25 protein-coding genes and 1 tRNA gene are annotated in these 22,914 nt (G+C 47.8%); 13 read left to right on the top strand and 13 right to left on the bottom strand.

The window, feature by feature from the left end; all coding sequences use genetic code 11:
- Positions 1-114: 114 nt before the first annotated feature.
- Positions 115-190: transfer RNA gene (locus Pyrde_RS03075), tRNA-Thr, on the top strand.
- Positions 191-533: 343 nt separating this feature from the next.
- On the opposite strand, the gene Pyrde_RS03070 is transcribed toward Pyrde_RS03075, so the two are convergent.
- On the bottom strand, positions 534-1,514 hold the full coding sequence (locus tag Pyrde_RS03070) for an aldo/keto reductase (RefSeq protein WP_055408093.1): 981 nt from the start codon (positions 1,512-1,514) through the stop codon (positions 534-536).
- Positions 1,515-1,830: 316 nt separating this feature from the next.
- Here Pyrde_RS03070 and speE point away from each other — a divergent pair, with 316 nt between their 5' ends.
- Positions 1,831-2,652 (top strand): polyamine aminopropyltransferase, encoded by an 822-nt coding sequence (gene speE / locus Pyrde_RS03065; protein WP_476726659.1) that lies wholly within the window; start codon positions 1,831-1,833, stop codon positions 2,650-2,652.
- Between the two features lie 133 nt (positions 2,653-2,785).
- On the opposite strand, the gene Pyrde_RS10385 is transcribed toward speE, so the two are convergent.
- The 5 genes from Pyrde_RS10385 to Pyrde_RS03040 form a co-directional block, all read right to left on the bottom strand.
- Entirely contained in the window at positions 2,786-3,196 is a 411-nt protein-coding gene (locus Pyrde_RS10385) for a helix-turn-helix domain-containing protein (RefSeq protein ID WP_180385529.1), read from the bottom strand.
- 115 nt (positions 3,197-3,311) lie between these two features.
- Positions 3,312-5,003, bottom strand: a complete 1,692-nt coding sequence (lysS, locus tag Pyrde_RS03055) for a lysine--tRNA ligase (protein ID WP_197272726.1) — start codon at positions 5,001-5,003, stop codon at positions 3,312-3,314.
- Between the two features lie 182 nt (positions 5,004-5,185).
- Complete coding sequence (locus tag Pyrde_RS03050; protein WP_055408089.1) at positions 5,186-5,617, bottom strand: hypothetical protein; 432 nt, start codon at positions 5,615-5,617, stop codon at positions 5,186-5,188.
- Entirely contained in the window at positions 5,574-6,098 is a 525-nt protein-coding gene (locus tag Pyrde_RS03045; RefSeq protein ID WP_055408087.1) for a hypothetical protein, read from the bottom strand. The genes Pyrde_RS03050 and Pyrde_RS03045 overlap by 44 nt, the downstream gene beginning before the upstream one ends.
- 449 nt (positions 6,099-6,547) lie before the next feature.
- Positions 6,548-7,483 (bottom strand): transcription initiation factor IIB, encoded by a 936-nt coding sequence (locus Pyrde_RS03040; protein WP_231656781.1) that lies wholly within the window; start codon positions 7,481-7,483, stop codon positions 6,548-6,550.
- A gap of 191 nt (positions 7,484-7,674) precedes the next feature.
- Between Pyrde_RS03040 and Pyrde_RS03035 the strand changes: the two genes are divergently transcribed.
- A complete protein-coding gene (locus tag Pyrde_RS03035; protein WP_055408085.1) occupies positions 7,675-8,268 on the top strand; it encodes a hypothetical protein in 594 nt (197 codons plus the stop codon).
- A 79-nt stretch (positions 8,269-8,347) separates the two neighbouring features.
- On the opposite strand, the gene yciH is transcribed toward Pyrde_RS03035, so the two are convergent.
- Positions 8,348-8,659 carry a stress response translation initiation inhibitor YciH gene (yciH, locus tag Pyrde_RS03030; protein WP_055408083.1) on the bottom strand — a complete coding sequence of 104 codons (312 nt, stop codon included), beginning with the start codon at positions 8,657-8,659 and terminating at the stop codon, positions 8,348-8,350.
- A 192-nt stretch (positions 8,660-8,851) separates the two neighbouring features.
- Between yciH and Pyrde_RS03025 the strand changes: the two genes are divergently transcribed.
- Positions 8,852-8,998 (top strand): TFIIB-type zinc ribbon-containing protein, encoded by a 147-nt coding sequence (locus tag Pyrde_RS03025; protein ID WP_055410670.1) that lies wholly within the window; start codon positions 8,852-8,854, stop codon positions 8,996-8,998.
- 16 nt (positions 8,999-9,014) lie between these two features.
- Here the strand turns inward: Pyrde_RS03025 and speB are convergent, their stop codons facing one another.
- Positions 9,015-9,941: an agmatinase gene (gene speB, locus Pyrde_RS03020; protein WP_231656779.1), complete on the bottom strand. Its 927-nt coding sequence runs from the start codon at positions 9,939-9,941 to the stop codon at positions 9,015-9,017.
- Positions 9,942-10,039: 98 nt separating this feature from the next.
- On the opposite strand from speB, the gene glyS reads away from it, so the two are divergent.
- The 3 genes from glyS to Pyrde_RS03005 all read left to right on the top strand — a co-directional run bounded on the left by glyS (position 10,040) and on the right by Pyrde_RS03005 (position 13,059).
- Positions 10,040-11,812: a glycine--tRNA ligase gene (gene glyS, locus Pyrde_RS03015; protein ID WP_055410668.1), complete on the top strand. Its 1,773-nt coding sequence runs from the start codon at positions 10,040-10,042 to the stop codon at positions 11,810-11,812.
- Positions 11,813-11,928: 116 nt separating this feature from the next.
- Complete coding sequence (locus tag Pyrde_RS03010) at positions 11,929-12,309, top strand: hypothetical protein (protein WP_055408079.1); 381 nt, start codon at positions 11,929-11,931, stop codon at positions 12,307-12,309.
- 309 nt (positions 12,310-12,618) lie between these two features.
- On the top strand, positions 12,619-13,059 hold the full coding sequence (locus tag Pyrde_RS03005) for a hypothetical protein (RefSeq protein WP_055408077.1): 441 nt from the start codon (positions 12,619-12,621) through the stop codon (positions 13,057-13,059).
- A 64-nt stretch (positions 13,060-13,123) separates the two neighbouring features.
- On the opposite strand, the gene Pyrde_RS03000 is transcribed toward Pyrde_RS03005, so the two are convergent.
- Positions 13,124-14,689: a B12-binding domain-containing radical SAM protein gene (locus tag Pyrde_RS03000; protein WP_055408075.1), complete on the bottom strand. Its 1,566-nt coding sequence runs from the start codon at positions 14,687-14,689 to the stop codon at positions 13,124-13,126.
- A gap of 179 nt (positions 14,690-14,868) precedes the next feature.
- On the opposite strand from Pyrde_RS03000, the gene Pyrde_RS02995 reads away from it, so the two are divergent.
- The 3 genes from Pyrde_RS02995 to Pyrde_RS02985 all read left to right on the top strand — a co-directional run bounded on the left by Pyrde_RS02995 (position 14,869) and on the right by Pyrde_RS02985 (position 16,853).
- Positions 14,869-15,567 (top strand): DUF47 domain-containing protein, encoded by a 699-nt coding sequence (locus Pyrde_RS02995; protein WP_055408073.1) that lies wholly within the window; start codon positions 14,869-14,871, stop codon positions 15,565-15,567.
- A 176-nt stretch (positions 15,568-15,743) separates the two neighbouring features.
- Complete coding sequence (endA, locus tag Pyrde_RS02990) at positions 15,744-16,292, top strand: tRNA-intron lyase (protein WP_055408071.1); 549 nt, start codon at positions 15,744-15,746, stop codon at positions 16,290-16,292.
- A gap of 132 nt (positions 16,293-16,424) precedes the next feature.
- Positions 16,425-16,853 (top strand): hypothetical protein, encoded by a 429-nt coding sequence (locus Pyrde_RS02985; protein WP_055408069.1) that lies wholly within the window; start codon positions 16,425-16,427, stop codon positions 16,851-16,853.
- Positions 16,854-16,933: 80 nt separating this feature from the next.
- Here Pyrde_RS02985 and Pyrde_RS02980 read toward each other — a convergent pair whose 3' ends face one another.
- Together Pyrde_RS02980 and Pyrde_RS10380 are read right to left on the bottom strand one after the other, a co-directional pair.
- Positions 16,934-17,482 (bottom strand): UbiX family flavin prenyltransferase, encoded by a 549-nt coding sequence (locus Pyrde_RS02980; protein ID WP_231656778.1) that lies wholly within the window; start codon positions 17,480-17,482, stop codon positions 16,934-16,936.
- The gene (locus Pyrde_RS10380; RefSeq protein WP_197272724.1) at positions 17,463-18,287 is read right to left on the bottom strand and encodes a class I SAM-dependent methyltransferase; all 825 of its coding nucleotides are present in this window, start codon (positions 18,285-18,287) and stop codon (positions 17,463-17,465) included. Before Pyrde_RS10380 ends, Pyrde_RS02980 begins: the two co-directional genes overlap by 20 nt.
- 203 nt (positions 18,288-18,490) lie before the next feature.
- Between Pyrde_RS10380 and Pyrde_RS02975 the strand changes: the two genes are divergently transcribed.
- Positions 18,491-19,036, top strand: a complete 546-nt coding sequence (locus Pyrde_RS02975) for a class I SAM-dependent methyltransferase (RefSeq protein ID WP_055408065.1) — start codon at positions 18,491-18,493, stop codon at positions 19,034-19,036.
- A gap of 23 nt (positions 19,037-19,059) precedes the next feature.
- Here Pyrde_RS02975 and Pyrde_RS02970 read toward each other — a convergent pair whose 3' ends face one another.
- Entirely contained in the window at positions 19,060-20,025 is a 966-nt protein-coding gene (locus Pyrde_RS02970; protein WP_055410666.1) for a deoxyhypusine synthase, read from the bottom strand.
- 110 nt (positions 20,026-20,135) lie between these two features.
- On the opposite strand from Pyrde_RS02970, the gene Pyrde_RS02965 reads away from it, so the two are divergent.
- Both Pyrde_RS02965 and Pyrde_RS02960 read left to right on the top strand, forming a co-directional pair.
- On the top strand, positions 20,136-20,843 hold the full coding sequence (locus tag Pyrde_RS02965) for a hypothetical protein (RefSeq protein WP_055408063.1): 708 nt from the start codon (positions 20,136-20,138) through the stop codon (positions 20,841-20,843).
- A gap of 4 nt (positions 20,844-20,847) precedes the next feature.
- Positions 20,848-21,603 carry a 5-formyltetrahydrofolate cyclo-ligase gene (locus Pyrde_RS02960; protein WP_055408061.1) on the top strand — a complete coding sequence of 252 codons (756 nt, stop codon included), beginning with the start codon at positions 20,848-20,850 and terminating at the stop codon, positions 21,601-21,603.
- 53 nt (positions 21,604-21,656) lie between these two features.
- Here the strand turns inward: Pyrde_RS02960 and Pyrde_RS02955 are convergent, their stop codons facing one another.
- Positions 21,657-22,844: a radical SAM/SPASM domain-containing protein gene (locus Pyrde_RS02955; protein WP_055408059.1), complete on the bottom strand. Its 1,188-nt coding sequence runs from the start codon at positions 22,842-22,844 to the stop codon at positions 21,657-21,659.
- Positions 22,845-22,914 lie beyond the last annotated feature (70 nt).

The following is a 22,914-nucleotide window of genomic DNA, read 5'->3' as shown; positions in this document are numbered from 1 at the left end:
AAAATCACAACACAAGCCACCCTCTTATAGGGGAGGTGCATACAGAGGCGTAACCGTTAAACACCCCAGCTCCTCAGGGATAGGTACCTCACGGAGCCGCAGAGTCTGAAGCGCGCCGCCGTAGCTCAGCGGGCAGAGCGCCGGCCTTGTAAGCCGGTGGTCGCGGGTTCAAATCCCGCCGGCGGCTCCATTTAATCACCCCTTCTCTATACCTCCGCGGCAAATAACGCTAAACATCCTGCCTCATAGACCTAGTGAGTCGGCGCATCACATCATGATACGTAACCTAGACTGGTAGTTTCGCTGGGTGTCGCTACAGCTAGGATCCAAGGCACCATATCGCTTGATCCGCCGAGTCTCTGGTCACCTAGTACCATGAATGTTTATAGATTCTGACTCGGAGTTCCTTCTGCTTATGCATTAACGATTTTGTTTGATACCCCAACCCTAACTGGAATGTTGGCTCCACAATGAGGTGCTTGGAGACAGGTAAAAGATCCTAACTGTACGTAGAGGCCCGTCTAGGTGTATTCTCAATGTTCCTCCACCTTAACATCCTTCTCGACGTACACTACTGAGTAGCTTATGGACAAGTTTCTTGTTGCCTCGTCCAACCGTCTCCAATCTTCGTAGGAGAGCCTCCAGCCGACACTATCTGCAAGCTCTTCGACCTGCTCTGGTGTCTTAGCACCCGGTATGGGTACTATAACGGGGCTTGTCGTTATGAGCCAGTTTAGTGCTACCTGAACGGGCTTCTTGCCGTATTTCTCGCCTATCTCGCGGAGCAATTGTACAACACTCCATACTTGTGTATAGTTCCCAGGATGGAAGATGGGATCGCGGCTACGCACATCCTGGAACTCTAGTTTACCGGGCTCATATTTTCCCGTCAAGGCACCTTTGGCTATAGGGCTCCAGGCCTGCACGGTCATATTGTATTTCTCAGCGTAGGGGACATGTGTTCTCTCGGCCCACCTCTCCACGAGGTTGTAGCGTACCTGGAGAATCTGTATGTCGATCCTCGAGAGGCAATTGCGGAATGCCTCCACTAGCTCTACTGGGTAGTCACTCAGCCCCAGGTAGTGCACCTTACCCATCAATACCAAGCGCTCCATTGCCCGGGCATACTCGCATGTTGGGAAGTTGTGCCAGCAGGGCGGCCAGTGTGCCAGTAACACGTCGATGTAATCTACTCCGAGGTTGCGAAGGCTCTTCTCGACCGAGCGGAAGATGTCTATAGGATTGAGAAATTCACCGGGAATCTTGGTTGAGATAACAATGTGATCCCTCTTCACTCCAATCTCGCGGAGTGCACGACCTAGAAATACCTCACTCATCCCCATGCCATACACCATTGCAGTATCGAAGAAGTTTATGCCAAGCTCCACAGCCCTAGCAACAACAGCCTTAGCAGCACGATAGTCAGTGAGCCCCCAGGCTTCACTAAACTGCCATGCACCAAGCCCCACACGAGAGATTTTTATTCCAGTTTTACCGAGAATAGTATACTCCAAGCCAATCAGCCAAGTATGGAATGGAATCTTTTCAAGAGATAAATACTAATTTCTGTATAGCACACTTGTTATTGTTAATCTCTCGCAACTATGATATATTCAACTTTTATCAGCCGAGGGTACTTACTTCATCGCCGCCTGCTCTGTCCTAAAGGCCCTCATCATACTACCTACCGCAATTGATTGCAGCCAGTCTCCTCGGGATGCTAAGAGCCGAGCTGTATTAATGCGGAAGCGGGTTCTTCTCGTTGCTGCCTGGGGTTCAGCAGTGGAGCTTGGTACATTTCGCCTATCACTATATCAGCCCGGTGGACCTATGGGTACTATTTACTCCGTAGAGGATGTACTATACCACTCGAAATCAAAGTACCAGGACATAATGATAGCCATACTTAAGGGGTTTGGTAAGACGCTTATACTTGATGGACTTATCCAGAGCACTGAAAGCGATGAATACATATACCACGAGGCACTTGTCCATCCTGCTATGATACTACATCCAGAGCCCAGACGAGTTCTAATACTCGGCGGCGGTGAAGGAGCTACACTCCGCGATGTATTGCGTCATAACACTGTGGAAAGGGCAGTAATGGTTGACATCGACGGCGAAGTTGTTGAAGTGTCTAAGAAGCTCCTACCAGAGTGGCATCAAGGTGCCTTTGAAGATCCGCGCGCCGAAGTAATGATAATGGACGGGTTCGAGTATGTTAGAAAAGCGGCAGAAAAGGGAGAGAAATTCGACGTGATAATAATGGATTTGACCGATCCTTACGGTTCGGAAATAGCTGCACAACTTTACTCAAAAGATGCATTTGAGCTAATAAAGAAAGTTTTAGACGATAAAGGTGTTATCGTGACACAGGCTGGTTGTTCGACACTATTCCCCGAGGCCTTCAAGAAGGTCTATAATGCTATGAATAGCGTGTTTAAGTTCGTGAAAGAGTACGCTGTATGGGTGCCGTCATTCGCATATACAAACAGCTTCATAATAGCATCTGATGTATTCAGAGTAGAGGACTTATCTATAGAAGAAGTAGACAATAGGCTTCAAAAGCGTAGCGTGAAAACAAGGTTCTACAACGGCTTGAGACACATAGCCATGATAGGCATGGCTGGAATAACTCTGAATCAATCATAATGTAGAGTCCTAGATGTACCTTATTCTTTTATACAACTATCATTTTAGCAAGTATAGTTAAGATCTAGCTTCACCTAGCAAGACCGCTACATCAGTGCACAAGAGCTATCCATGGATGAAAAAGGCGACAAACCTAGCTCCCTTCATTACCACGTCTATTACTGTTAATCATTTCTATTACTTCGCTGACCTTGCTACAGATCTCTGTCAGAGCAGTTACAATATTGTCTGGCACCTCATAGAGATACGCTCTGCCGCCACGTCTCAGGGGGTACGGTCTTCGGATTACAAGGGACTTCGAGTGAAGACTCCGGAGTGCACGACGCACAACCTCGGGATTACGATCCAGGGCTTCTGCAATGTCTTTGGCGATTGCACCGCGACTGCGACTTACAAGATATGCAAGTACTTGTGCCTCCTCTTCATTTAGAGAGAAGGCGCACTTCAGAATACACTTGAGGCGAGCAGCGTTTGCACGGACCACAGGCCTTGCTGTCTCAGCCTTATACCACGGAGTTACCCCTGAACGGGTTAGAGGCTGCAAAAGCATACACCTCCTAGGGACTTGAACCCTGTTGTAGGTCTTAGAATAAGGTAGAGTTAATATCTTTAACGCTCGTTAACTAACGCCCGTTAAAGATATTAGGAGTTATGTATTCCTAAACACTCCTAAGCCGCTCAACAACAAACTCTCTGTCGAGCAATGAGAGCAATGGTGCTGCCCGAGGCCCGCTCTCCCGCCCTACGAATATCATGTAGAAGTAACGGTAGAATGTTTTTCGCTCCTTGCTATCCCATCCACGAGTATATTCTATCATAGCCTGCTTTATTGCATCCTCATTCCATTCTGTAAGCACCGCCAATGCGTCTCCAAGACCGCGGAGTTTCTCGCGTATTTCAGCCGGTATCTGTTCGAGTATTTCCTGGGGCAACTCTTTGAGTATCTTTATCCTCATATATTCTGGCGCATAAAGTTCGGCCCACCGCTTGGCTCTGGGTAGTAGACTGCGGATTCGCTCAAGGTCAAAGTCTGAGGGCTTCTCTGGGAGGTGGCCGCTGCGCTGTAGTCTACGCGGAGCCTCGCTCTCCCATAGTTCTTCGGGAAGTATTTGTGCTAATATAGCAATGTGGGTGTAGGGCGGCTGGGCCGGCATAGTGCTCGGCGGCTTGCCGCGAGTATAACTTAGCTCATAGCTCCGGGAGAGCAGGATGTCCTCTTCGCGTCTTCCCGTAGACTCGACCCTATAGTATACACGTTCGGCACGGTAGTACTGGTCGTAGTAGAGTGGTATCTCGCGGAGTCCTAGGCTTAGCTTCCTCATCGGTGGTGTTCGGAGTATGAGGAATCGGAGTACCTCGGGATGGGCTACTTCCAGCCATTCACGTGGAGTGAATCCTATGAAGTCGCTGCTGCTCATGTCTGACTCTCCGCTACGCGTCTTGAGGGACACCCACTCGTACGGTAGTCCTTCGGGTGGCATAATTCCGTAGACCTTTACTGCTAATTCGTTAGCACTGTCCCGACTACCACCTGGAGTTGCATGATCCTTGCCATAGGGCTCAAAGTCTACACCTAGTGCCCACCAGACACCTACCCACTCTATACGCCAGTTGAGCTTGCCGTCCCATAAGGGCGCCCAGCCCTCGTGGCCGCAGCCACGGCAGCGGTAACGCACCCTTTCGTTTTCAAAGTCTACTTCGAGGGCTTCTGTAGTGTCTATTCTGCTACAGTTCTGGCACCGCGGCTCAAAGGGAATCCAGCCTGGCGGATATGGCTTACGGCCACGGTATTTGTTTACTATCTGTCTTATCTCCTCACGCCTGGCTATAGAGAGCTTGACGAACTCGAGAAGCTTGCCACGATACATGTCCGTGGTTGTCACTACCTCGACCTTGCCATCGGTGAAATCCTTTATGTAAGGGCCGAAGTCGGCCCAGAACCGGTCTATCCAGCTCGGCAACTCGCCCTTGGGATCTGGCACACGTACAAGGGGCCAACCCGTATACCTCTTTGCTGATTCTGGATCCGAGAATGCACGACGCTGGCTCTCCTTACCCTTCCACGCGTCCTGCGTGTAAAGGGTTAGGTACTGGCGTACTTGGAGCCCACGGGATTCTAGTATACGGCGGACTACCTCCGGAATTACGACTTCGCCGCGAAGTCTACCGACATGTTGGAGGCCTGAAACCGAGAGTCCACCATTGACTACATACACGTCTTTACTTCTGGCCTTAAAGCGCTCCTCTAACCAGTCTACCAGTGCATCTATCCAATGCTTAAGTTCGCCCTTGGACTCTACTACTGGTTCACGGAGAAACCTCTCCCTGCGTATATCCCCCGCCTCGACCACGTTCAACCCCCAGCGCAGCCAGGTTGAAAGGTCTATAGATTAACAGTTTACCCTTCACAGACCTAATTCTGATACATCAACTTAATAGTAATATAACGAAGTATTGTTGGCTACAGCTGAACTTGCTGTAATAATATATTGCTACGTACACGATATGCTATCTTCAGTACTATTTAGAAAGGTTAAGTACCATACAGACCAACAGATTTACCAGAGTATAACCTCTCGTAGACCCGACGTACCATTACTGCGTGGTTCTTTTCATCACGGACTATGGATGCAAGAACCGCCTCTAGCATATCAAAGGTTTTATCACCAACTACTTTTCTAAGTTCTCGCACGAGTACTCTCATGTAGTCTTCCTCGCCTACAATTTCTTCCTTGGAAGCTAGGAAGCAAAGCACTTTAGAGAACTCATCTTTTTTAAGACATCCGCGTGCAAGCTGCCTATCAATTTCCTGTAGCCTGTCTACGAATCCGCCTGGCTCTATAGGACATATGTTTTCATCAACTATTATTCCAAGGCTTGCAGCGATGGATGCAAGAATTCTGGAGTGTACAACACTCTCATCAGCTATATAAGCAAAAAACCATACCCGCCATACCAGTAACACACGCTGCAAACTTCCTATATATACTAGCGAATAGTTTTTCTATCAACACAGCACATGAGAGAGCCTCACCAAGAGTAATACCTTCCTGAGCTAAAGTTCCAGCAACCTTCCGTCCACGGCGAGAATTAGGGGCTTGAGCACGTATACCAAGCATCATATGTATTTCTTCATCTTTCCCCTCTTCTACAAGCCTTAATATTACACGATAGCTTTGTTTCGGCTTAGCTACTGTTGCGAGAGGCTTAGCTATTACTGACTCTGCCAACAAGTGACCACGATCATTGCCATACACATCAATTAGTAGCTTGTACGCCTTAGATGGCGAGGCTAGTAAGAGCCTTGCAAAGTCTACACCATACCGTTTCCAAGAGTGTACATTAAGTATCGTAGCTAGCCCTGGCGCGTGACGGCATATCTCACGCTGTATACGCTCGGCTAGCTCATGTATGTTGGACTCCGCAGTAACTTTGTTGCTGTGCATTACGATCAGTCCACATAAATCCTAAAAACTTAGTACAAATCCACACCCTACTAGTTAACGACTTAATGAGCCTATTTTTACAACTGATTGCTGGCTAGACCGGAGTAACTGCTAATACACACCACTTAGAGCACCCAGAATTTTTCGGCTACACATGCAATCGACTTCTTCAACACATCCAATTGGGTAACGCAATATGACAACGATACACCTTTGCACCATAGACATAGATATATTTTAGAAGTTGGGCCAAAGCGCTTCGGGCTAGCCTCAAACCAGAACACATCGTTATAACAAAAATTGATAATTATCATAATGGTACCAATACTAGATTCAGACGGCGATGTAGCTAGTAGTCTATAAGCGGCTCCTTCATTAGACAAATATTTACAAACTATAGAAAACTCAGTTATGCAGATATACTTTAAAAAATGCGAGGACAGGACAGGTTACTGGGCCGGTAGAGGGATGTTGAGTCTTTGAACGAGTTCTTTGTAGCGGTTACGCACAGTTACCTCAGTTACACCAGCCGCTGCTGCTATCTCTTTTTGTGTGCGTCTCTCTCCAAGCTCTAATGCTGCTATATATATAGCTGCAGCAGCTAGTCCTGCAGGGTCCTTACCAGCGGTTAGTCCCATCCGACGCGCTTGCATGAGTATCTCTGCTGCACGCCGTTCGACCGCAGGGCTAAGGCGTAGAGCAGATGTAATTCTAGATACATAGCGCACCGGGTCTACTATAGGCATACGTAGCTTAAGCTCACGCACTATTAGTCTATAGCACCGGGCTACCTCTTTACGACCACCCTTGACCATTTCAGATATATCGTCTATGCCGCGCGGTATGCCGCGGATCCTACAAGCCGCATAAACTGCTGCAGCAGCCATAGATTCGAGACTACGCCCGCGTACTAGACCCTTCTCCGCAGCCTGCCTATAGATCATCATAGCGGTATCAATTATACTGCGAGGCAGATTGAGTGCCTCGACTAGACGTGTTATCTCGCGGGCAGCTTGCTCTATGTTCTTCTCTATGCTTGTGGTTGCACGGAGCTTGGCCTGGAGCCTACGTAGACGGCTTGCCTCTATACGGAGACGTGCCTCTAGCTTGCGTCCGGTCGCATCCCGGTACCCGGATATGGTGGTTAGTATACCGTAGTCGGGGAGCGTATGTGTTAGAGGGCTACCGACACGGCTCCTGCGTGTCTTCTCCTCGGGCGTGTAGGCTCTCCACTCGGGACCAGTGTCTATAACAGTCTCCTCAACCACTTCGCCGGTGAGCGTACAGATATACTCACCACGCTCCTCATCAAACACGATATATTCCGGCGGACACTTCTCCTCCCTATCCCCCGAGGCCTTTTCAATATACTCCTCGACTACCAAGGCCTGCCACCTAGTAGCTATAGGGCGGGCCCCCGGGGGAAGCTAGCCCGCCAGGGCTTGCCCCCGAAACCCTTAAAGCCCCATCCATCCTATTCCGAGGGCCTCATTTAAATCTTTTACTATCGGGTGACACCGCCCCATCATACTATAAAAGCTCTGTACACCCTGCCTCGGCAGAGGAAACACGGAATATGAAGCCCATAGAACAATATGCCAACGCAGAGAACGAGTTCAACAAGCTCAAATCTGTAGCAATATACTACCTGACCCGCATGTACTCAAAGAACAGCGCATGGGCTCTTACAGCCTGGCCCATAGAAAAACTAGCAGGAGAAAGCCTCGAAGGAAAATATGCACAGACACTAGAGAGCTTACGTAGGAACCTCTACCACTATCTATCGGAGATAGGAGCCGAATGGACAGAAGTAGATGAAGAGACTGGAGGTTTTAACATTCTTCTTCCAGGAACATACATAGAGGCAGCAAAAGCTCTTCAAACCCTCTGGTTAAGCCTACACCTAGTCTACATGACATCCGCGAACGAGCCACAGTATACACCAGACATTACGGACCTTTACACACTATATAGCTCCTACATCAGCTTAGCAAAGAAACTATACTGGATTAAAGGTATAACATTTAGACAGGCAAATTCCTGGCTTGAAACCGCGGCTTATATAGCACTTTTAATCGGTCCAGTAACCCCTGATCTCTTCGAAACACTCATGCTTGAAAAGCCTATAGCCACTATAATTTCCGCATTGACACTTTACATGAAGGGTTAGAAATAGAGTTGTTCGGAGGAGGCGTGGAACATAATATGGCCGAATATCTGTTACCCATCGGTGGATGGTAGGAGGAACTTTACTCTACTATTATTATGTTCTCTTCAGGGAACCCCATCTCTATGAGAATTTCCTTGACCCGATGCCTGTGATCTCCCTGCAGTTCTATTCGCCCATTCTTGTAAGTTCCCCCAGTCGCGAGCCTAGACTTAAGCTGTGACGCAAGCTTCTTCAAGTCAACATCGCGCTCGTCAAGGCCTTCTATTATTGTTACTTCACGGCCATAACGACGCTTCTCGAGCTTTATCTTGATTACCTGCTGTTCTCTAGCAAGCTGCTCGCAGAGTTCTGGCGGAAGACCACCACATAGGGAGGATAGATCCCCACTCATGGAGTACACATCCCTTCCTCTAGCTTTTCCCCTTATGCCTATCTCTTTTCTGTAAGCTCTCCGTTAGCCAGACACCGAGGGCTATTCTTATAAGGATTTCGCGTGCGGAGTACGTAGCCTCCGGGCGAGCAAGCTGTGGCGCTCTACGAGCCTAGGGGAGAGGACGAGTTTGGAGTCATAGAAGATAAGGCTATGATACGTTATAAATGTGGCCGCTGCGGTATGGAGTTTACAGCACTCGACCTAGAGTACATGCCTAGTATTAAGTGCCCCTATTGCGGCTATCGCGTCGTATACAAAGTTAGACCGCCGGGCCGCAAAATAGTTAAAGCCATCTAACCGACATCGCCTCATTTCAACTCATCCTCCTAGCTATATACGCTGCAAACACCTCAAGCAGGGTCTTGGCTGCCAAGACTGACGTCACTCCCCCACAGTCATATGGTGGTGATGTCTCCACCACATCGAACAGCTTCAGCTCAACATCAGCCTCTTTTACCACACGGAACACTATATCTAGTAGCATCCAGGGCTCTAGCCCTTCTGGTTCAGGGTTTGCTACACCTGGTGCATAAGCAGGATCATACACATCCATATCGATGCTTACATACAAGTTTTCACATCCTATCCTCTTTATCCACCGATTTACTCGGCTGATTACCTCCCTCGTACCCAACAGTCTAGCTGCACTACTAGTGATGTATTCTATCTGTTTATTCCTAGCAAATTCTAGCTCTTCTTTTGCAAACGCTCTTACCCCAATATAGAAGATGCGATCACTTCCAAACGTCTCAGCTATCCTTCTCATAACACTAGCATGGCTGTACTGTTCCTCCATATACTCGCTTCTGAGGTCGAAATGTGCATCAGCAACTAGTAGACAAGGTTCTTTGACGCGCTTGGCCAGCGCTTTGAAAACGCCAAGAGTTATACTATGTTCCCCTCCTAGTACTGCCGTGAGCTTTTCTGGATATCTGTCTATAAGATCCGTGACCACAACTTCGAGTCTTCTCGTAGCCTCTTGAGGACTTACTGGAAGCACCACGTCGCCTAGATCGGCTATTTTGTAGTCTTCTAGGTCTATCCCTGCCCGGAGAGAGTAAAATTCTATGTTAGCAGCTGCTTCACGTATAGCTCTCGGAGCAAATCGAGAACCTGGCCGATAACTCGATGTTGCATCGTAAGGTGCTCCTAATACTAGCAGATCCGCTCTCTCGGGTTCTGCCTCTACACCGCCGAAGTATAGCGGTGCCCTAGACACGTAGAGGTCGGCTAACCCCATCGCCTCCCCGCCCCCATACATAACCGTATACTATGGGGCTACGCCAGGACAGTATAATAGGGCCCTGCAAGTCATCCCCTGATCCAAGGATGCAGACTATGGGCTCACGTTCTATAGCTAGCGAGGACCGATATGAGCAGGTAATGGAGCTTGCCAAGAGGAGGGGCTTCTTCTGGCCAAGTTACGAGATCTACGGCGGCGTAGCAGGTTTCTACGACCTGGGTCCTCTGGGGGCAAGACTTAAAGACAAGATAATAGCGCTGTGGCGCCACTATTTCATACGCCGCCACAGCCACATAGTAGTGGAGATAGAGACTCCGGTAATCGCCCCTGCGCGGGTGTTCGAGGCTAGCGGCCACCTAGAGCACTTCACTGACCCTATTGTCGAGTGTCTAAACTGCCGGCGCAAGTTTAGGGCCGACCACTTGATAGAGGAAAGACTGGACATCAAAGCAGAAGGCCTAAGCCTTGAAGAAATGACACGGATTATACGCGAACACAATATACGTTGCCCAGTATGCGGTGGCCCCCTGGGCGAGGTCAGAAGCTTCAACCTATTGTTCAAGACTACTATTGGCCCATACAGCGAGAACGTCGGCTACCTTCGCCCAGAGACCGCTCAAGGCATGTTTGTAGCATTCAAGAGGGTCCACGAGGTTACAAGACAGAGGCTCCCTCTAGGCATCGCGCAGATAGGCAGAGTAGCACGCAACGAGATCTCACCTAGACAGGGAATGATACGTCTCAGAGAATTCACGATAGCTGAGATGGAGTTCTTCTTCGACCCGGAGGATCCTTGGCACGGTGGCATACTCGAGGAGCTTCTAGACCGTGTAAGCCACCGGAAGCTACGCATACTCCGTACCGACGCCAAGGCTAAGGGCATTGACAAGCCCGAAGAATACGGTGTACGCGAAGCTATAGAGGAAGGCATCATAGTTACACCATGGCTTGCCTACTGGATGGCTGTGGCCCGTGACTTCATAATGGAGCTCGGTGTACCCTACGAGAATATGTACTTCGAAGAGAAGGCTCCAGAGGAGAGAGCACACTACGCAGCACAGACCTTCGACCAGCTTGTCAAGGTTAGCAGGCTAGGCTGGGTAGAGGTCTCCGGGCACGCGTATCGTACAGACTACGATCTGAGCAGACACATGAAGTATAGTGGTCAAGACCTACGCGTCTTCAAGCAGTTCAAGGAGCCCAAGGTGGTAAAGAAGCGGGTAGTGATTATTGACCGGGCCTGGGCTGGCCGCACATTCCGCCAGCGAGCTAGAGAGATACTAGAGGCTGCACAGAACCTTGACCCTGACGAAGTAGAGAAGATACTCCGCGACAAAGGCTTCATAGAGGTAGCCGGTGTAAAGATACCTGCAGAACATGTGAAAATCATAGAGAAGGTTGAGAAAGTTACAGGGAAGAGATTCATCCCACACGTAGCCGAGCCCTCATTCGGTGTTGAAAGACTGCTATTTGTAACGTTAGACTACGCCTACAGCGAGAAAGATGGCAGAGTTGTACTACGGATACCCAGACGTATAGCACCCATAGAGGCAGCTGTATTCCCTATAGTCAGGGATGAGAAGCTGGTAGAGATAGCCAGGTCTATATGGTGGAGAATCCTAGAGAACGGCATGTACGCTATATATGATGACGACGGTAGTATAGGTCGAAGGTATGCACGGGTAGATGAGATCGGCGTGCCCGCAGCTATCACCGTGGACTACCAGACACTAGAGGACAATACTGTGACGTTGAGAGATCGGGATACCTGGAAGCAGGTACGAATACCTGTAGACAGTGTAGTCGATGCCCTTAGAAGGTTCATCGAGGGTGCAGACATAACCGAGCTAGGCAAACCCATAGAGTAGCATGTAGGAGAATAGTTGTTTTCATACCTATCTTTACAAACCCGGTACGAGTAAACAGCAGCTATTAATCCTGGCTATATGCATGGTATTGTCTAACCTGGAGGGTGCAGGGATCTATGAGTGCTGAGGAGGCTAAGAAGCAGCAAGAGCAGGAGGAGCTTCCCCGCAAGAAGATAGACGTGCGGAGCGCTCTAGCACTAATTCCTCCTGCCTCCCAGTTGCTAGGCAGAGAGAAGAAGCAGCGCGAACGTAGAGTGAGGCTACGCTTCCACGACGAGCTTAAGGAGGGTATAGCTAAGGTCAACCCTGAACTCCTAAAGGAGATAGGAGAAGGAGAGTACATAGAGATAGTTGTCGCACACCGCCATAAATTCCGTTATAGGGTGGAGAAGGACGATAGTGTACCTCCTAACGAGGTATGGGTTAACGGAGCAAAATTACCAGAATACGGCGTATCTGATAATACGATAGTAACGGTGAGAACCATCAAAGCCTAGAAGTACTTAGCATCAAATATACTCTAATATTTAGCTCGAATGACATACATCCTTGTTTTTACAACGCCGAATCGATACACTAGGACTAACACAGTACCCGTCCAGTTTCCTCTTTGTAACTTTGCTATATTTACTACCACAATTCTGAGCCTCATTATTACTTCATGCCAGCACTTCCGAGCATGACAGATAGAGTCTATTAGAGGGCCTTGTCAACATTATGCTACGTGAGAAAATCCGAACAAACTGAATGTCTATGAACTAGATAGTAGCACATAGACGAGAGAGTGTCTGCTCAGGGTGCGTAAAATGGATGTAGAATATATCGATCCTTACAAGCTGCTACGTACACTAGAGGATGTAACAGACAAGCACGCACGTGCAATGAAGTCACTAAACCGTGCATTAGTTAGGTTGCGCAGAGATTTAGACGATGAAGAGCTTCAAACACTCGTACTCAACTATATACGTAAGCTACGTATACTCCGCCGTCGTTTAGCTCGCAGTCTCAATGGAGCTGTTAATCTAGATAGCGTTGCTGCAGAAGTTAGGGATAACATTGCAACACTGAGCGAGTACATGATAATAGTTGGTGCAGAATACGAACGTGACTTATTGAACAAGGCGCTTATCCTCGCTAAGCGTGGAGCGAGACTACTCGAGGAGAGCAGGGAAGCTATAGAGGATGACTTACGCCAGATTGACGAGCTTGTCGAAAAGCTTCAAGATATAGTTGATCGATACTATTAATCGTAATTATTACACATGGAACACTATGTAATATGACCCTTACCCATATTATACAGAATTCACGCTATTTCATCTTCTCGACGATTACTCCTTCGACCATACGGTCTGAAGGCACTCCCACGATCCTAATTGTTACAATATCTTTCTCGCGAAGATCCTTGTTGCCATTCTCTATGACTACGACAGGTCCATGGTTTATCGGGTACCCTATCCACTTTCCAAGCTTGGGATGTTTACCTACAACTATTACTCGTACTCTCTTACCTATCATCCTCTTCTTTGCTCTCTTGTTTATCTCTATAGCTTTTTGCTTCACTGGATGATTATACATGCATCTAATCTCTGCTATTGCTAATTTTTCTAGTGCAGAAAGTGGTAAGGGCATGAACCTATACGCTGTTATCTTTTCTGCCCCTACCCGGTACAATGTCTCCATAAGTCTTACAGTTTTCTGTATGGTCTTGCTTGTCTCGCCGGGAAGACAGTACATTATGTAGACGTATGGCCGAAGACCGTGCTTCTTAAGCCTCTTAACAGCTTCAACAGTTTCACGTATAGTCGTTGGTCTTCCAAGTTTCTTCAGGAGCCAGGCATCACCTGTCTCTGCTCCTATATGGACTGGAGTTCCTTTAAGGTACTTGCCCAGGGTTTCTGCAGCAGCCTCGGTCACGAGGCTTGGCTTAACATTCTCAACCATTATGGAGACTTCGCCTGAAGACACTTCTGGTATAGAGGTGAGCCTTCGGAGTAACTGTCTAATGGCCTGAATGTTAGGGCCAGGATTCCGAGGGTTGACAAGAGGACGCGGCTCTACGAGCCAGTCGCGACCATAATCTAGGAAATCTGGACCACTTAACACGATACGGTGGACACCATAGTCTATTAGCTCCTTAACTTCTCTGTATACGAGATCTATACTACGGCTCCTAGCGTATCCCCACAAGGGGATTACACTACAGTACGCACATCCTGGCACCGGCTTGTCTGGTAGCAGCTCCTCCGGGAGTACTTCTGCTAGTTCTGGTATAGTGTAGTTGCTGCAGCCACGTACAGTTTCTACATAGACTCTGGCTGCCCAGTAGAGCGGATAGCCTTGTATAGCCCTAGTGCTTGGACGATACTTTTCCCACATCTGCCGTGTCATTATAGGACATCTCTTATTAACTATGAGCCGACTATCTAGTACGTAGGCTGTACCACACACGTCTTTGAGCCTTGTATAGTCTATCCCTTTCTCATCCACTATACCGCTCTCTATGAGCTTTTCTATAACGGGCTCGGCTTCTCCGTGGACACCTATATCGCCTCCAACGCGCAGAATGAAGTCTGGATCAGACGCTATTGGCCCCCCGATTATTACTGCGCGGGACCCTCGCTGCCTACGCCACATCTTGACTATCCTTGCCACTGTTTTCTCGTCAATACTCATAGCACTTATCATCACAGCATCATATTTTCTCAGCATATGAGGTTTTTCTAGCACCTTTTCTGCAACTGTCAGTTCTACATTTACCCCGAGACCCTCTAAGACGCCAGCAACAGTGCGTGGTCCTGCACCAATAGCGTCTACTGTTACCATACGTTTTCCGTAGCTACCCCTCGCTAATGCGTCAATTATCAACGCCTCCATCGGGTTAGCCCTCGCCCTTCATCCCAGCACTACATGAGATCTAACTTTATATTCCTGCCACTTTAGTGTCTAGCCAGGCCTAGCTGTAACAACTTACTTATTTACTACGCTCCACGACATAACAGCATTACTATTCTAATACCTCCATCCTACCTAGGTTGCACCACGGGGTAGAGCACATGGCCGAAGAGTACTATGACTATGATATGGAGAGAAGAAGACGACAATCGCTAGCTGAAGAAAGCCTAAATGAGCAATTGCTGGGTGTAACTCGTGCCCTCAGCGACACCATTACTAGTATGAGAGAGATTGTAATAGCGCTGGCCAATGCCGACGATAGAAAGCTAAAGGAGTTGCATAGGAAAGTGAAAGAGGCCAAAGAACGCGTGGAGTCTATGAAGGAGGACGCTCTAACTTACCTGGCCCGGCTCGGCGACTTGCTAAATACAAGTACACTCTATAAAGATATATTCCTAAGCTTAACGCGTGTGGCACAGATGACTGAAGGTATAGCCTATAGAGCATACCTCTTAGCATCTAATACTAACATCACTAGTAACACGATATCAGAGTTATTGACGTCAATAGCAGACAGTATCCAAAAAGAATTTGATAGACTCGAGGTAGCCATCCAAGCTCTCAGCTCCAATCCAAAGAAGGGATACGAAGAAGCACAGCTAGTTACAAGCATTGAAGATGAAGTCGACAACCTCTATCGCCAACTGACGTACTCCATGTACCGCGAATTGCGTCAGGACTTAGTAGCTTTGATGTTACTCAGAGATATCGTAGACATGATCGAGGAAGTGGCCGACACAATAAGAGATGCGGCAGAGAATGTTAAGTTCCTAGCGTTATACCGAGTAGCCCGACACTAGTGATAAATTTCATTAGCCTTAACAAGAAGGATCAATCCCAAACCTATCTGAGCCTACATTACACCCATGAAACCTTTACGAATATAAACTAGTCTATCTGTTCATCTGTTTACTGAAAAAGTACAAAATTACATACTCTTCATGACTATCTATACCGCTAAAAGGGGTAATTCGTTATGAAGTTTAGAGGCGTACTCCTAGGGCTACGCGTTATTGTGTTTGATGTAAATCAAGCTCGCGAACTCTACCGTCTAGGCTTCTACGGCAAGCCTCTAGGCATACCTAAGCCTAAAGATGCGGAGTTTACTGCTCCCCTAGAATTAGGGCTCGTAGAGGCCATATACCTTGCTGAAAAGGGATTACTATCTATAGTAGATGGAGAGGGAAGAGAACTTAGTACCAAGGATATAGCTTCGCATGCCCGCAGATTTATACCTAAATTTGACATAATCTACAAGGTGTACAAGGAGCTGCGGGATAAGGGCTACATTGTACGCTCAGGACTAAAATATGGTGCTGATTTTGCTGTTTATGAGAAGGGGCCTGGAATAGACCATGCACCTTATCTTGTACATGTGATAGAGGCTGACGAAGAGATAGATCCGCTGGGTATAGTTCGTGCTGGACGTCTTAGTCATAGTGTGCGTAAAGCATTCATACTAGCTATAACAGGATCTGGTGAGACGCCGACAAGGTACTTGATGTTTAAGTGGAGTAAGCCCTAATAAGATAGTCTAACTTTCTACATACCGTGGTGCAGCACTACCCCTCTTGCCGGAGGGCGCCGGACAGATGAGAAGCCTAGAGATGAGCTGGACTTCCATCAACACTGTATTTCTAGCGTGAGGTGGCAGAACATGTCATATCGCCGGGGACGGTACCCTTCTGGGGCACCTCGCAGGGGACCTCCACGAGGCGGTGGTCCAGCAGGAAAGCCTAGACCGCTACCTCTTCCTGACGGAAAGTGTAATCCTCTCTGCCCACATTTCAAATGCCTAAACAATGCACTGACAATAGTAAGGAAGCCTTCTCACGGCAAGATGCATCGTGTAGCGTATTGCCGCTGGATAGGCGACGAGTGTATAGGCGGTTCGTGCCAATATGCTGCATGTACTCTAAAGGCATTGCTACCAGACGGCACATGCTTATATGCTAAGGAGAAGCAACAAAGAGAGACCAGGATAGAGGATCTCGAGAAAGAATTAGCAGCAGAAGAAGAGACCATGTCACGTGTTGAGAGACTAATGCGGAAAAAGGGCTATGGGTTCGACGAGGACTTGCTCTAGAAGGCAACTACATAACTGCCCAAACTTTATGTCTAAAGAGTATTTTACAGATAAGACAACCTTAGTTCCTTGAGTTGAGTTCAGCTACGCCACCTATGGTAAAGGTTATGCTCTATACCAAGCACGTCAAGAACTTTGCCTACAACGAATGATACCATATCATCTATAGTCTTAGGCTTATGATAGAATCCTGGGGATGCTGGCAGTATTACTGCACCATTTTCTGCCGCCAATAGCATGTTACGCAGCTCTGCAATACCAAGCGGTGTTTCCCTAATTACTAGCACTAATTGCCGCCTTAGCCTTAATGTGGAGAGGGCTGCACGTGTTACTAGATTATCCGGCAGGCCATTAGCTATTGCAGCAAGTGTACGCATACTGCAAGGCGCAATTACCATACCCCCATACGGTATACGACTGCTACTGGCATAAGGCGCATCTATTTCATCTTCACGATAAACCTTTACATCCCCTATTCTTAGCATATCATCTAGGGTTCTATCCATTTCTTCCTTAGCTACACGTTCAGCACTTCGCGTGTAGATGATCGCCTCAAGGAGGCTCATGTTATATAAGATCTCGGCCAGCCGTACTCCGTAGATTATTCCACTAGCTCCAGTTATGCCCACTAATACTTTCCTTTTCGACGAATGCAGCGACATACCCTAATCCTCCAAACACATAACTATGAGATTCCACAATAAGCTGTTTACCAAATCTTTTCGATAATTGTTTAAGATATGTCTTTACATCTTGTACATCACACCAATCCTTTATTGTAACACACAATCCTTTGTAGTTTTTCCAATATTTTCCAGCTAATAGCATAGCTAGCATAGGAACTATACGGCATACCCATGCCTTCACAAGTAGCTTCTTGACCGGATGCTTCGGTAGAAAAATATCACCTATAACGAGTCCCCTCCTTGTAACACTAATCATCGATGCCAATGCATCCGAGAGAGACTGAAAGTCGCGCGAAGCATAGAATGATGTTACTATATCTGCTCCATGTCTCCGTATAGGTAGATTCTCTGCAACTCCTACTACACGGTCACATAAAACATTATTACATGCTGTACTTAGAAGTGAAATCGACGGATCTATGGCCACTATATAGCTGTTAGTAAGCCTTCTCCATATTGCTTTAAGAGAGTCACCAGGCCCACTTCCTACATCAACTATTATCAACTGTCTAGATAAATTATCAAGCCTTTTAGCTATAACATCTATAGCATTAATTCTAACTCTATTTTCGAAACCAAGCGACATAAACTTATTCATGAATCCATAGATGTGTTTAATACCCTCTATTTGTGATATAATTGTGGCCCATGTGCGTGGATCTAAACATCGATGCTCAATAGTAGACCTAGCATATGCTTCCCATAAAGTTACCCTAGTACGGTGACTGAACCTCCTAGCCTTTGCCAATTCTATGCTAACCTCCAAACGCCTTTGTGAAGGCCAAAGCATCATAGTTGTCATTGAAATAATGCTAACGCTTATCCGTGATGACTCAATAAACCATGCTCATAATAGCGTAGCCGGATGGATAAAAGTGTTAAAGTTGCTTAGCCAGTTACTAAAAGTTAACCTGCGTTACGGCTTATCCTATAACTGGCTGGGTGACCAGCATGCTGGCCGGAATCTTTGGTGCCTTGCCACTAGCTGCCATAGGTTCTTACGATGTACCCTGGGTTCCTACACGCCGACAGCTAATAAGCCAAGTTTTACGTATAGCAAGAGTCAGCAAAGGCGACATTTTTTATGATCTTGGCTGCGGAGATGGCCGCGTAGTTATAGAGGCTGCCAAACGCGGAGCCAAGGCTGTATGTATCGAGCTCAGACGAGAACTCCTGGAGTCTGCTATAGAAAACGCCAAGAAGGCTGGCGTTTACGATAAAATCGAGTTCATTAATGATGATTTCTTCAATGTATCATTACACCGTGCTTCTGTAGTCTATATGTATCTGCTAACCCGTGTTAATGCAGCGTTGAGACCGAAACTTGAAAACGAGCTTAGAATCGGTGCACGCGTAATCACACTAGACTTCGCTATACCGGGATGGAATCCTATACACGTCGAGAAATACTATGTAGGAGGCTTAGTGCGCACCATTTACCTTTACACGAAAGGTGTAAGTGATATAAAAACCCAAGCATATAGTCTTAATAAATAACTATTTCACTCAATTATATGATTCTACTTCTTGTTATTCCGCTTATACGCCAGTACACCTGCTACTAGTATCGGCAACAGTATTGTTGCATCACCATAGACTACTATACTCTCACCCTCTGGACGGAGCTTATTCCAGCTTATAGCCTCCCTTGGGTGAGCACCGCTAAGACTACCATCGTACTCTACAGCTGTAGTCATGTATACTGCACAGTCAAATCCTTCCCTGAACTGTGCCCACCATATTGTATGATGCTTGCTAATACCACCACCTATGATGAGTGCTGTCGCATGCTTCGCTGTGAAAAACTTGTTTGACATTACCTCCTCGTCCCTAAACGGGTTTACTCTTAGGTCGCGATGCGTCTGCAAGTATGTAAAGAGCGCTGTACCGAAAGCCCCGTCTAGGAAACCAGGGACTATTATGGGGGTCTTCGTTTCGGCAGCTGCCGCGAGTATACTGTTCTCGTCGTTGCTTAGCTCCTTGCCTATCTCCCAGAGTATTTCATAGATACCCCACTCTCTGGATCTATCGAGTCTATCAAGTACACTGTATGTCATCTTCTCGACGCGTGGCCCATAGTCCTCCATAGGTATGAATACGTTGCCGAGCCTATGCACGTCGACCTCGTGTAGCATGCGGTCGTCTGTCTCGAAGAACCCCTTGTAGTATACGCCTCCGCTCCCCCTGGATATGTCGTGATCTATTGTTCCACATGTTGTTACAACCAGGTTGAATATACCCTCGCGTATCAGTTGTGCAAATACACCTCTAAGCCCAGTTGCTACGAGATTCGCTGTGAACGACATTACACGTAGGTCAGATTTCCTGAGACAGCTCGATAGCAGTTTTACCGCACGTGCCAAATGACCAGCCATAAAGCCGTGTATGTCGTCAAGCATGTTGACTAGGTCCGCTAGCGTTGCATTCGGGTCTACCTTTACGTCTTTAACCGGCTCTGCTAATAGCTTGCTACGTTCAACCTTCACTGTAGTCTCCCGGAACCAGGCACTCGGTCTAGGAGAGCCATATAGGGTTTGTAGGCCCTCTAAGAACCAGGGGAGAGGCACCACAATGACGCGGATAGGGTGTCGCAGACTTGGCCAAGGGTGGTGTTAGGCGCTGGCTAGCCAGTGAGAGAATAGCGTTCCGTCTGCTTGAGCAGCGCGGCTACCGGGTACTCGAAACTCATAAGCGTATAGTAGTTGATGGAGTCGAGATAGGTGAAGTTTATGCATTGGCTGAGGATAGTGAGGGAAACTTGTATGTTGTAGAGGTTAAAGCTGGCAGATTGGATATCCACGGTATCCGCCAGGTGTATAGCAACGCTGTACTGCTTAACGCTAGACCCCTGGTAGTGTGTAAAGGGTTTGCCGATGAGTCCGCCCGTGTGCTTGCGGAGAAGCTCGGTGTAACCGTTATAGAACTGGAGGACGTATTTCTGCTCGACGCTGAAGAGTTAGAGGATATAGTCTATGGCGCTGTACTGGAGGCGTTTAGCGAGGCTGTAAGGCTGCTCCTCGACCCTTCTATCCGGATAAAACCAGAGCAGCTAGAGGTACTTCGCGCTATAGCAGAGTCCAGTGCTGTTTCCGAAGCTGCAGCCAAGCTCGGCAAGAGTGTACGCAATGTCGCGAAGACGCTGGAGTGGCTACGGAGCCTCACACCACTTGCGAGGAGAGGTTATCGCTCTGCCAGGATTGCAGCCGCCGTGCTACTACAGCGGGCTAGGATACAAGCGCTAATCGAGAGTCTCGAGAATAGCGCTGAAAGGGTTGAAGCCCTCCTGGAGAAGCTAGGGGCTTAGAGCTTTGGAGAGTAAAACCTCCAAGGAAAAGCAAAGGATAAGGGAGTACATATGGAGGCTTCTGGAGGAGCGTGGCGTCGCAACTTTCCCACGCCCAGTCTACGGGCGTATACCCAACTTCAGGGGCGCGGACGAGGCTGCAGCTAGGCTGTCTGAGACACCAGAGTGGAGGAGAGCTAGAATAGTCAAGGTTAACCCGGATGCACCACAGAAATGGGTTAGATTAGCGGCTCTACGTAGCGGCAAGATAGTCGTGATGGCCACTCCCCGTCTACGAGAGGGCTTTCTCCTGCTGGATCCACGACTCATACCGGAATCCCTATACGAGAGAGCTGCTACCATACGGGGCGCCTTCCAGCTAGGCAAAAAACTGTCTATAGACGAGCTAAGGTCTATGGGCGGCATAGATCTAATTGTTACTGGCTCCGTCGCAATAGATAGGAAGGGGCATCGTATAGGCAAGGGCGAGGGATACGCAGAGATAGAGTATGGCATTATGCGCGACCTTGGATTAGTTGTGGAAGACGTTCCAGTCGCAACCACTATTCACGATCTCCAGCTCGTTGATTATATACCGAAAGAACCTTATGACCTAGCTGTAGACATAGCTGCTACCCCGCGTAGACTGCTCCGGTTCGAGTCTGCTGAGAAACCACCTGGAATCATATGGGACATGCTCCCGTGCAAGAAGTTTAGAGAAATACCCATACTCCAGGATCTCGCAAGACTAAGAAATGTAGAGAAGCCGTGCCGGGAGTAGATGACCAGGCACCAAACTCGAATCGCAGGGCCACTTGACTGGAGGCTCATCGGCTACACGATAGCTGCTGGATCTATTCCACGCTTCTTAGCTATCTCTATCGGGTCTATGAAGCAGAGCGGGTCATCACCCCACTCATCACCATAGAACTCTAGGGCCCTTCCACGACTACCTCCGCCACATATCCTACGGAATGGACACTTGCTACACCTGGGGCCGCGCAAATGTCTCTCTATCTCTAGGAACGGTTTTAGTTCCGGATTCTCTGGATTTAGTATCTCGCGCAGTGGTTTTTCGCGCACATTGCCTAGGCTTACCCAGTCTACGAACTGACAAGGCTTCACAGAGCCATCGGGATATATGCTTACGCTTTTCCGTCCACAGTTACCTTGCGCATCCAGCATCTTTATGTAATCTATGAACTCCTCGTTTGTTCTCGATATCTTATCAGCTATGTATATCCCCATGAATTGGCCTCTAACTATGAGTATTTCCATAGCATCGGCGTACTTTCTGGCCTCATCTATCAATACATCTGCAAGCCATTTTAGCTGATCATGTGTTGGAAGCCAGTCCTTTATTCCTGTACCACGGCCCACCGTATCTAGTATATATAGGCTTATTCTTTTTATACCCATATCATACGACCAGCGCAGAATTTCGGGGACCTCTTTAACATTGTATCTCGTTATTGTAGTCCTAATGCCGACATCTATTCCTGCATCTATACTATTCTTTATACCACGCAGGGTAGCCTCAAAGGCGCCTTCAACTCCTCTGAACTTGTCATGCCATCCAGGCTTTACACTATCAATCGATATACCGACATAAACGAACCCATATGATGCCAACTTCTCTGCAACATCACGCGTTATTAGCGTACCGTTTGTACTCAGAGAGAGGCGTGGCCTCTGCTTGTTAGCCATGGGCTCCATTATGTCCCAAAAGTCATCTCTCACAAGTGGTTCGCCGCCGGTTACGACGACTAGTGGAATGCCTATCTCGACCATCTCCTGGGATAGTCTACGAGCCTCTTCGGTGGAGAGTTCCTTGGGTAGCTTGTTCTGGAGTGCATTTATGTAGCAATGGGCACATTTCAAGTTGCATTGATATGTTATATTCCAGAATACTATTGGCCTTAATACGTCAGAGAACTTGGATGGTCTCCGAGGTCCATAATGTCCCTTTATACGGGTAGATACAGTACCCTTACCTGCAACCATTACGGTGACAGGTATCACTTATCCTTACACCCCCTATCCTACAACTACATTAGCCGACTGTTTTGGCTCCTAAAACCATGTGCTTGTA

The organism is Pyrodictium delaneyi (genome assembly GCF_001412615.1).
GTDB lineage: Archaea > Thermoproteota > Thermoprotei_A > Sulfolobales > Pyrodictiaceae > Pyrodictium > Pyrodictium delaneyi.
The sequence above is the reverse complement of the archived record's forward strand: the minus strand, read 5'-3'. Positions and strand labels throughout refer to the sequence as shown.

Bases quoted from the DNA above. Each gene is read 5' to 3' on its own strand.
- speE (WP_476726659.1), top strand. From the start codon at position 1,831: ATGGGTACTATTTACTCCGTAGAGGATGTACTATACCACTCGAAATCA.
- Pyrde_RS03045 (WP_055408087.1), bottom strand. From the start codon at position 6,098: ATGCACAGCAACAAAGTTACTGCGGAGTCCAACATACATGAGCTAGCC.
- Pyrde_RS03035 (WP_055408085.1), top strand. From the start codon at position 7,675: ATGAAGCCCATAGAACAATATGCCAACGCAGAGAACGAGTTCAACAAG.
- yciH (WP_055408083.1), bottom strand. From the start codon at position 8,659: ATGAGTGGGGATCTATCCTCCCTATGTGGTGGTCTTCCGCCAGAACTC.
- Pyrde_RS03025 (WP_055410670.1), top strand. From the start codon at position 8,852: ATGATACGTTATAAATGTGGCCGCTGCGGTATGGAGTTTACAGCACTC.
- speB (WP_231656779.1), bottom strand. From the start codon at position 9,941: ATGGGGTTAGCCGACCTCTACGTGTCTAGGGCACCGCTATACTTCGGC.
- glyS (WP_055410668.1), top strand. From the start codon at position 10,040: ATGGGCTCACGTTCTATAGCTAGCGAGGACCGATATGAGCAGGTAATG.
- Pyrde_RS03010 (WP_055408079.1), top strand. From the start codon at position 11,929: ATGAGTGCTGAGGAGGCTAAGAAGCAGCAAGAGCAGGAGGAGCTTCCC.
- Pyrde_RS03005 (WP_055408077.1), top strand. From the start codon at position 12,619: ATGGATGTAGAATATATCGATCCTTACAAGCTGCTACGTACACTAGAG.
- Pyrde_RS03000 (WP_055408075.1), bottom strand. From the start codon at position 14,689: ATGGAGGCGTTGATAATTGACGCATTAGCGAGGGGTAGCTACGGAAAA.
- Pyrde_RS02995 (WP_055408073.1), top strand. From the start codon at position 14,869: ATGGCCGAAGAGTACTATGACTATGATATGGAGAGAAGAAGACGACAA.
- endA (WP_055408071.1), top strand. From the start codon at position 15,744: ATGAAGTTTAGAGGCGTACTCCTAGGGCTACGCGTTATTGTGTTTGAT.
- Pyrde_RS02985 (WP_055408069.1), top strand. From the start codon at position 16,425: ATGTCATATCGCCGGGGACGGTACCCTTCTGGGGCACCTCGCAGGGGA.
- Pyrde_RS02975 (WP_055408065.1), top strand. From the start codon at position 18,491: ATGCTGGCCGGAATCTTTGGTGCCTTGCCACTAGCTGCCATAGGTTCT.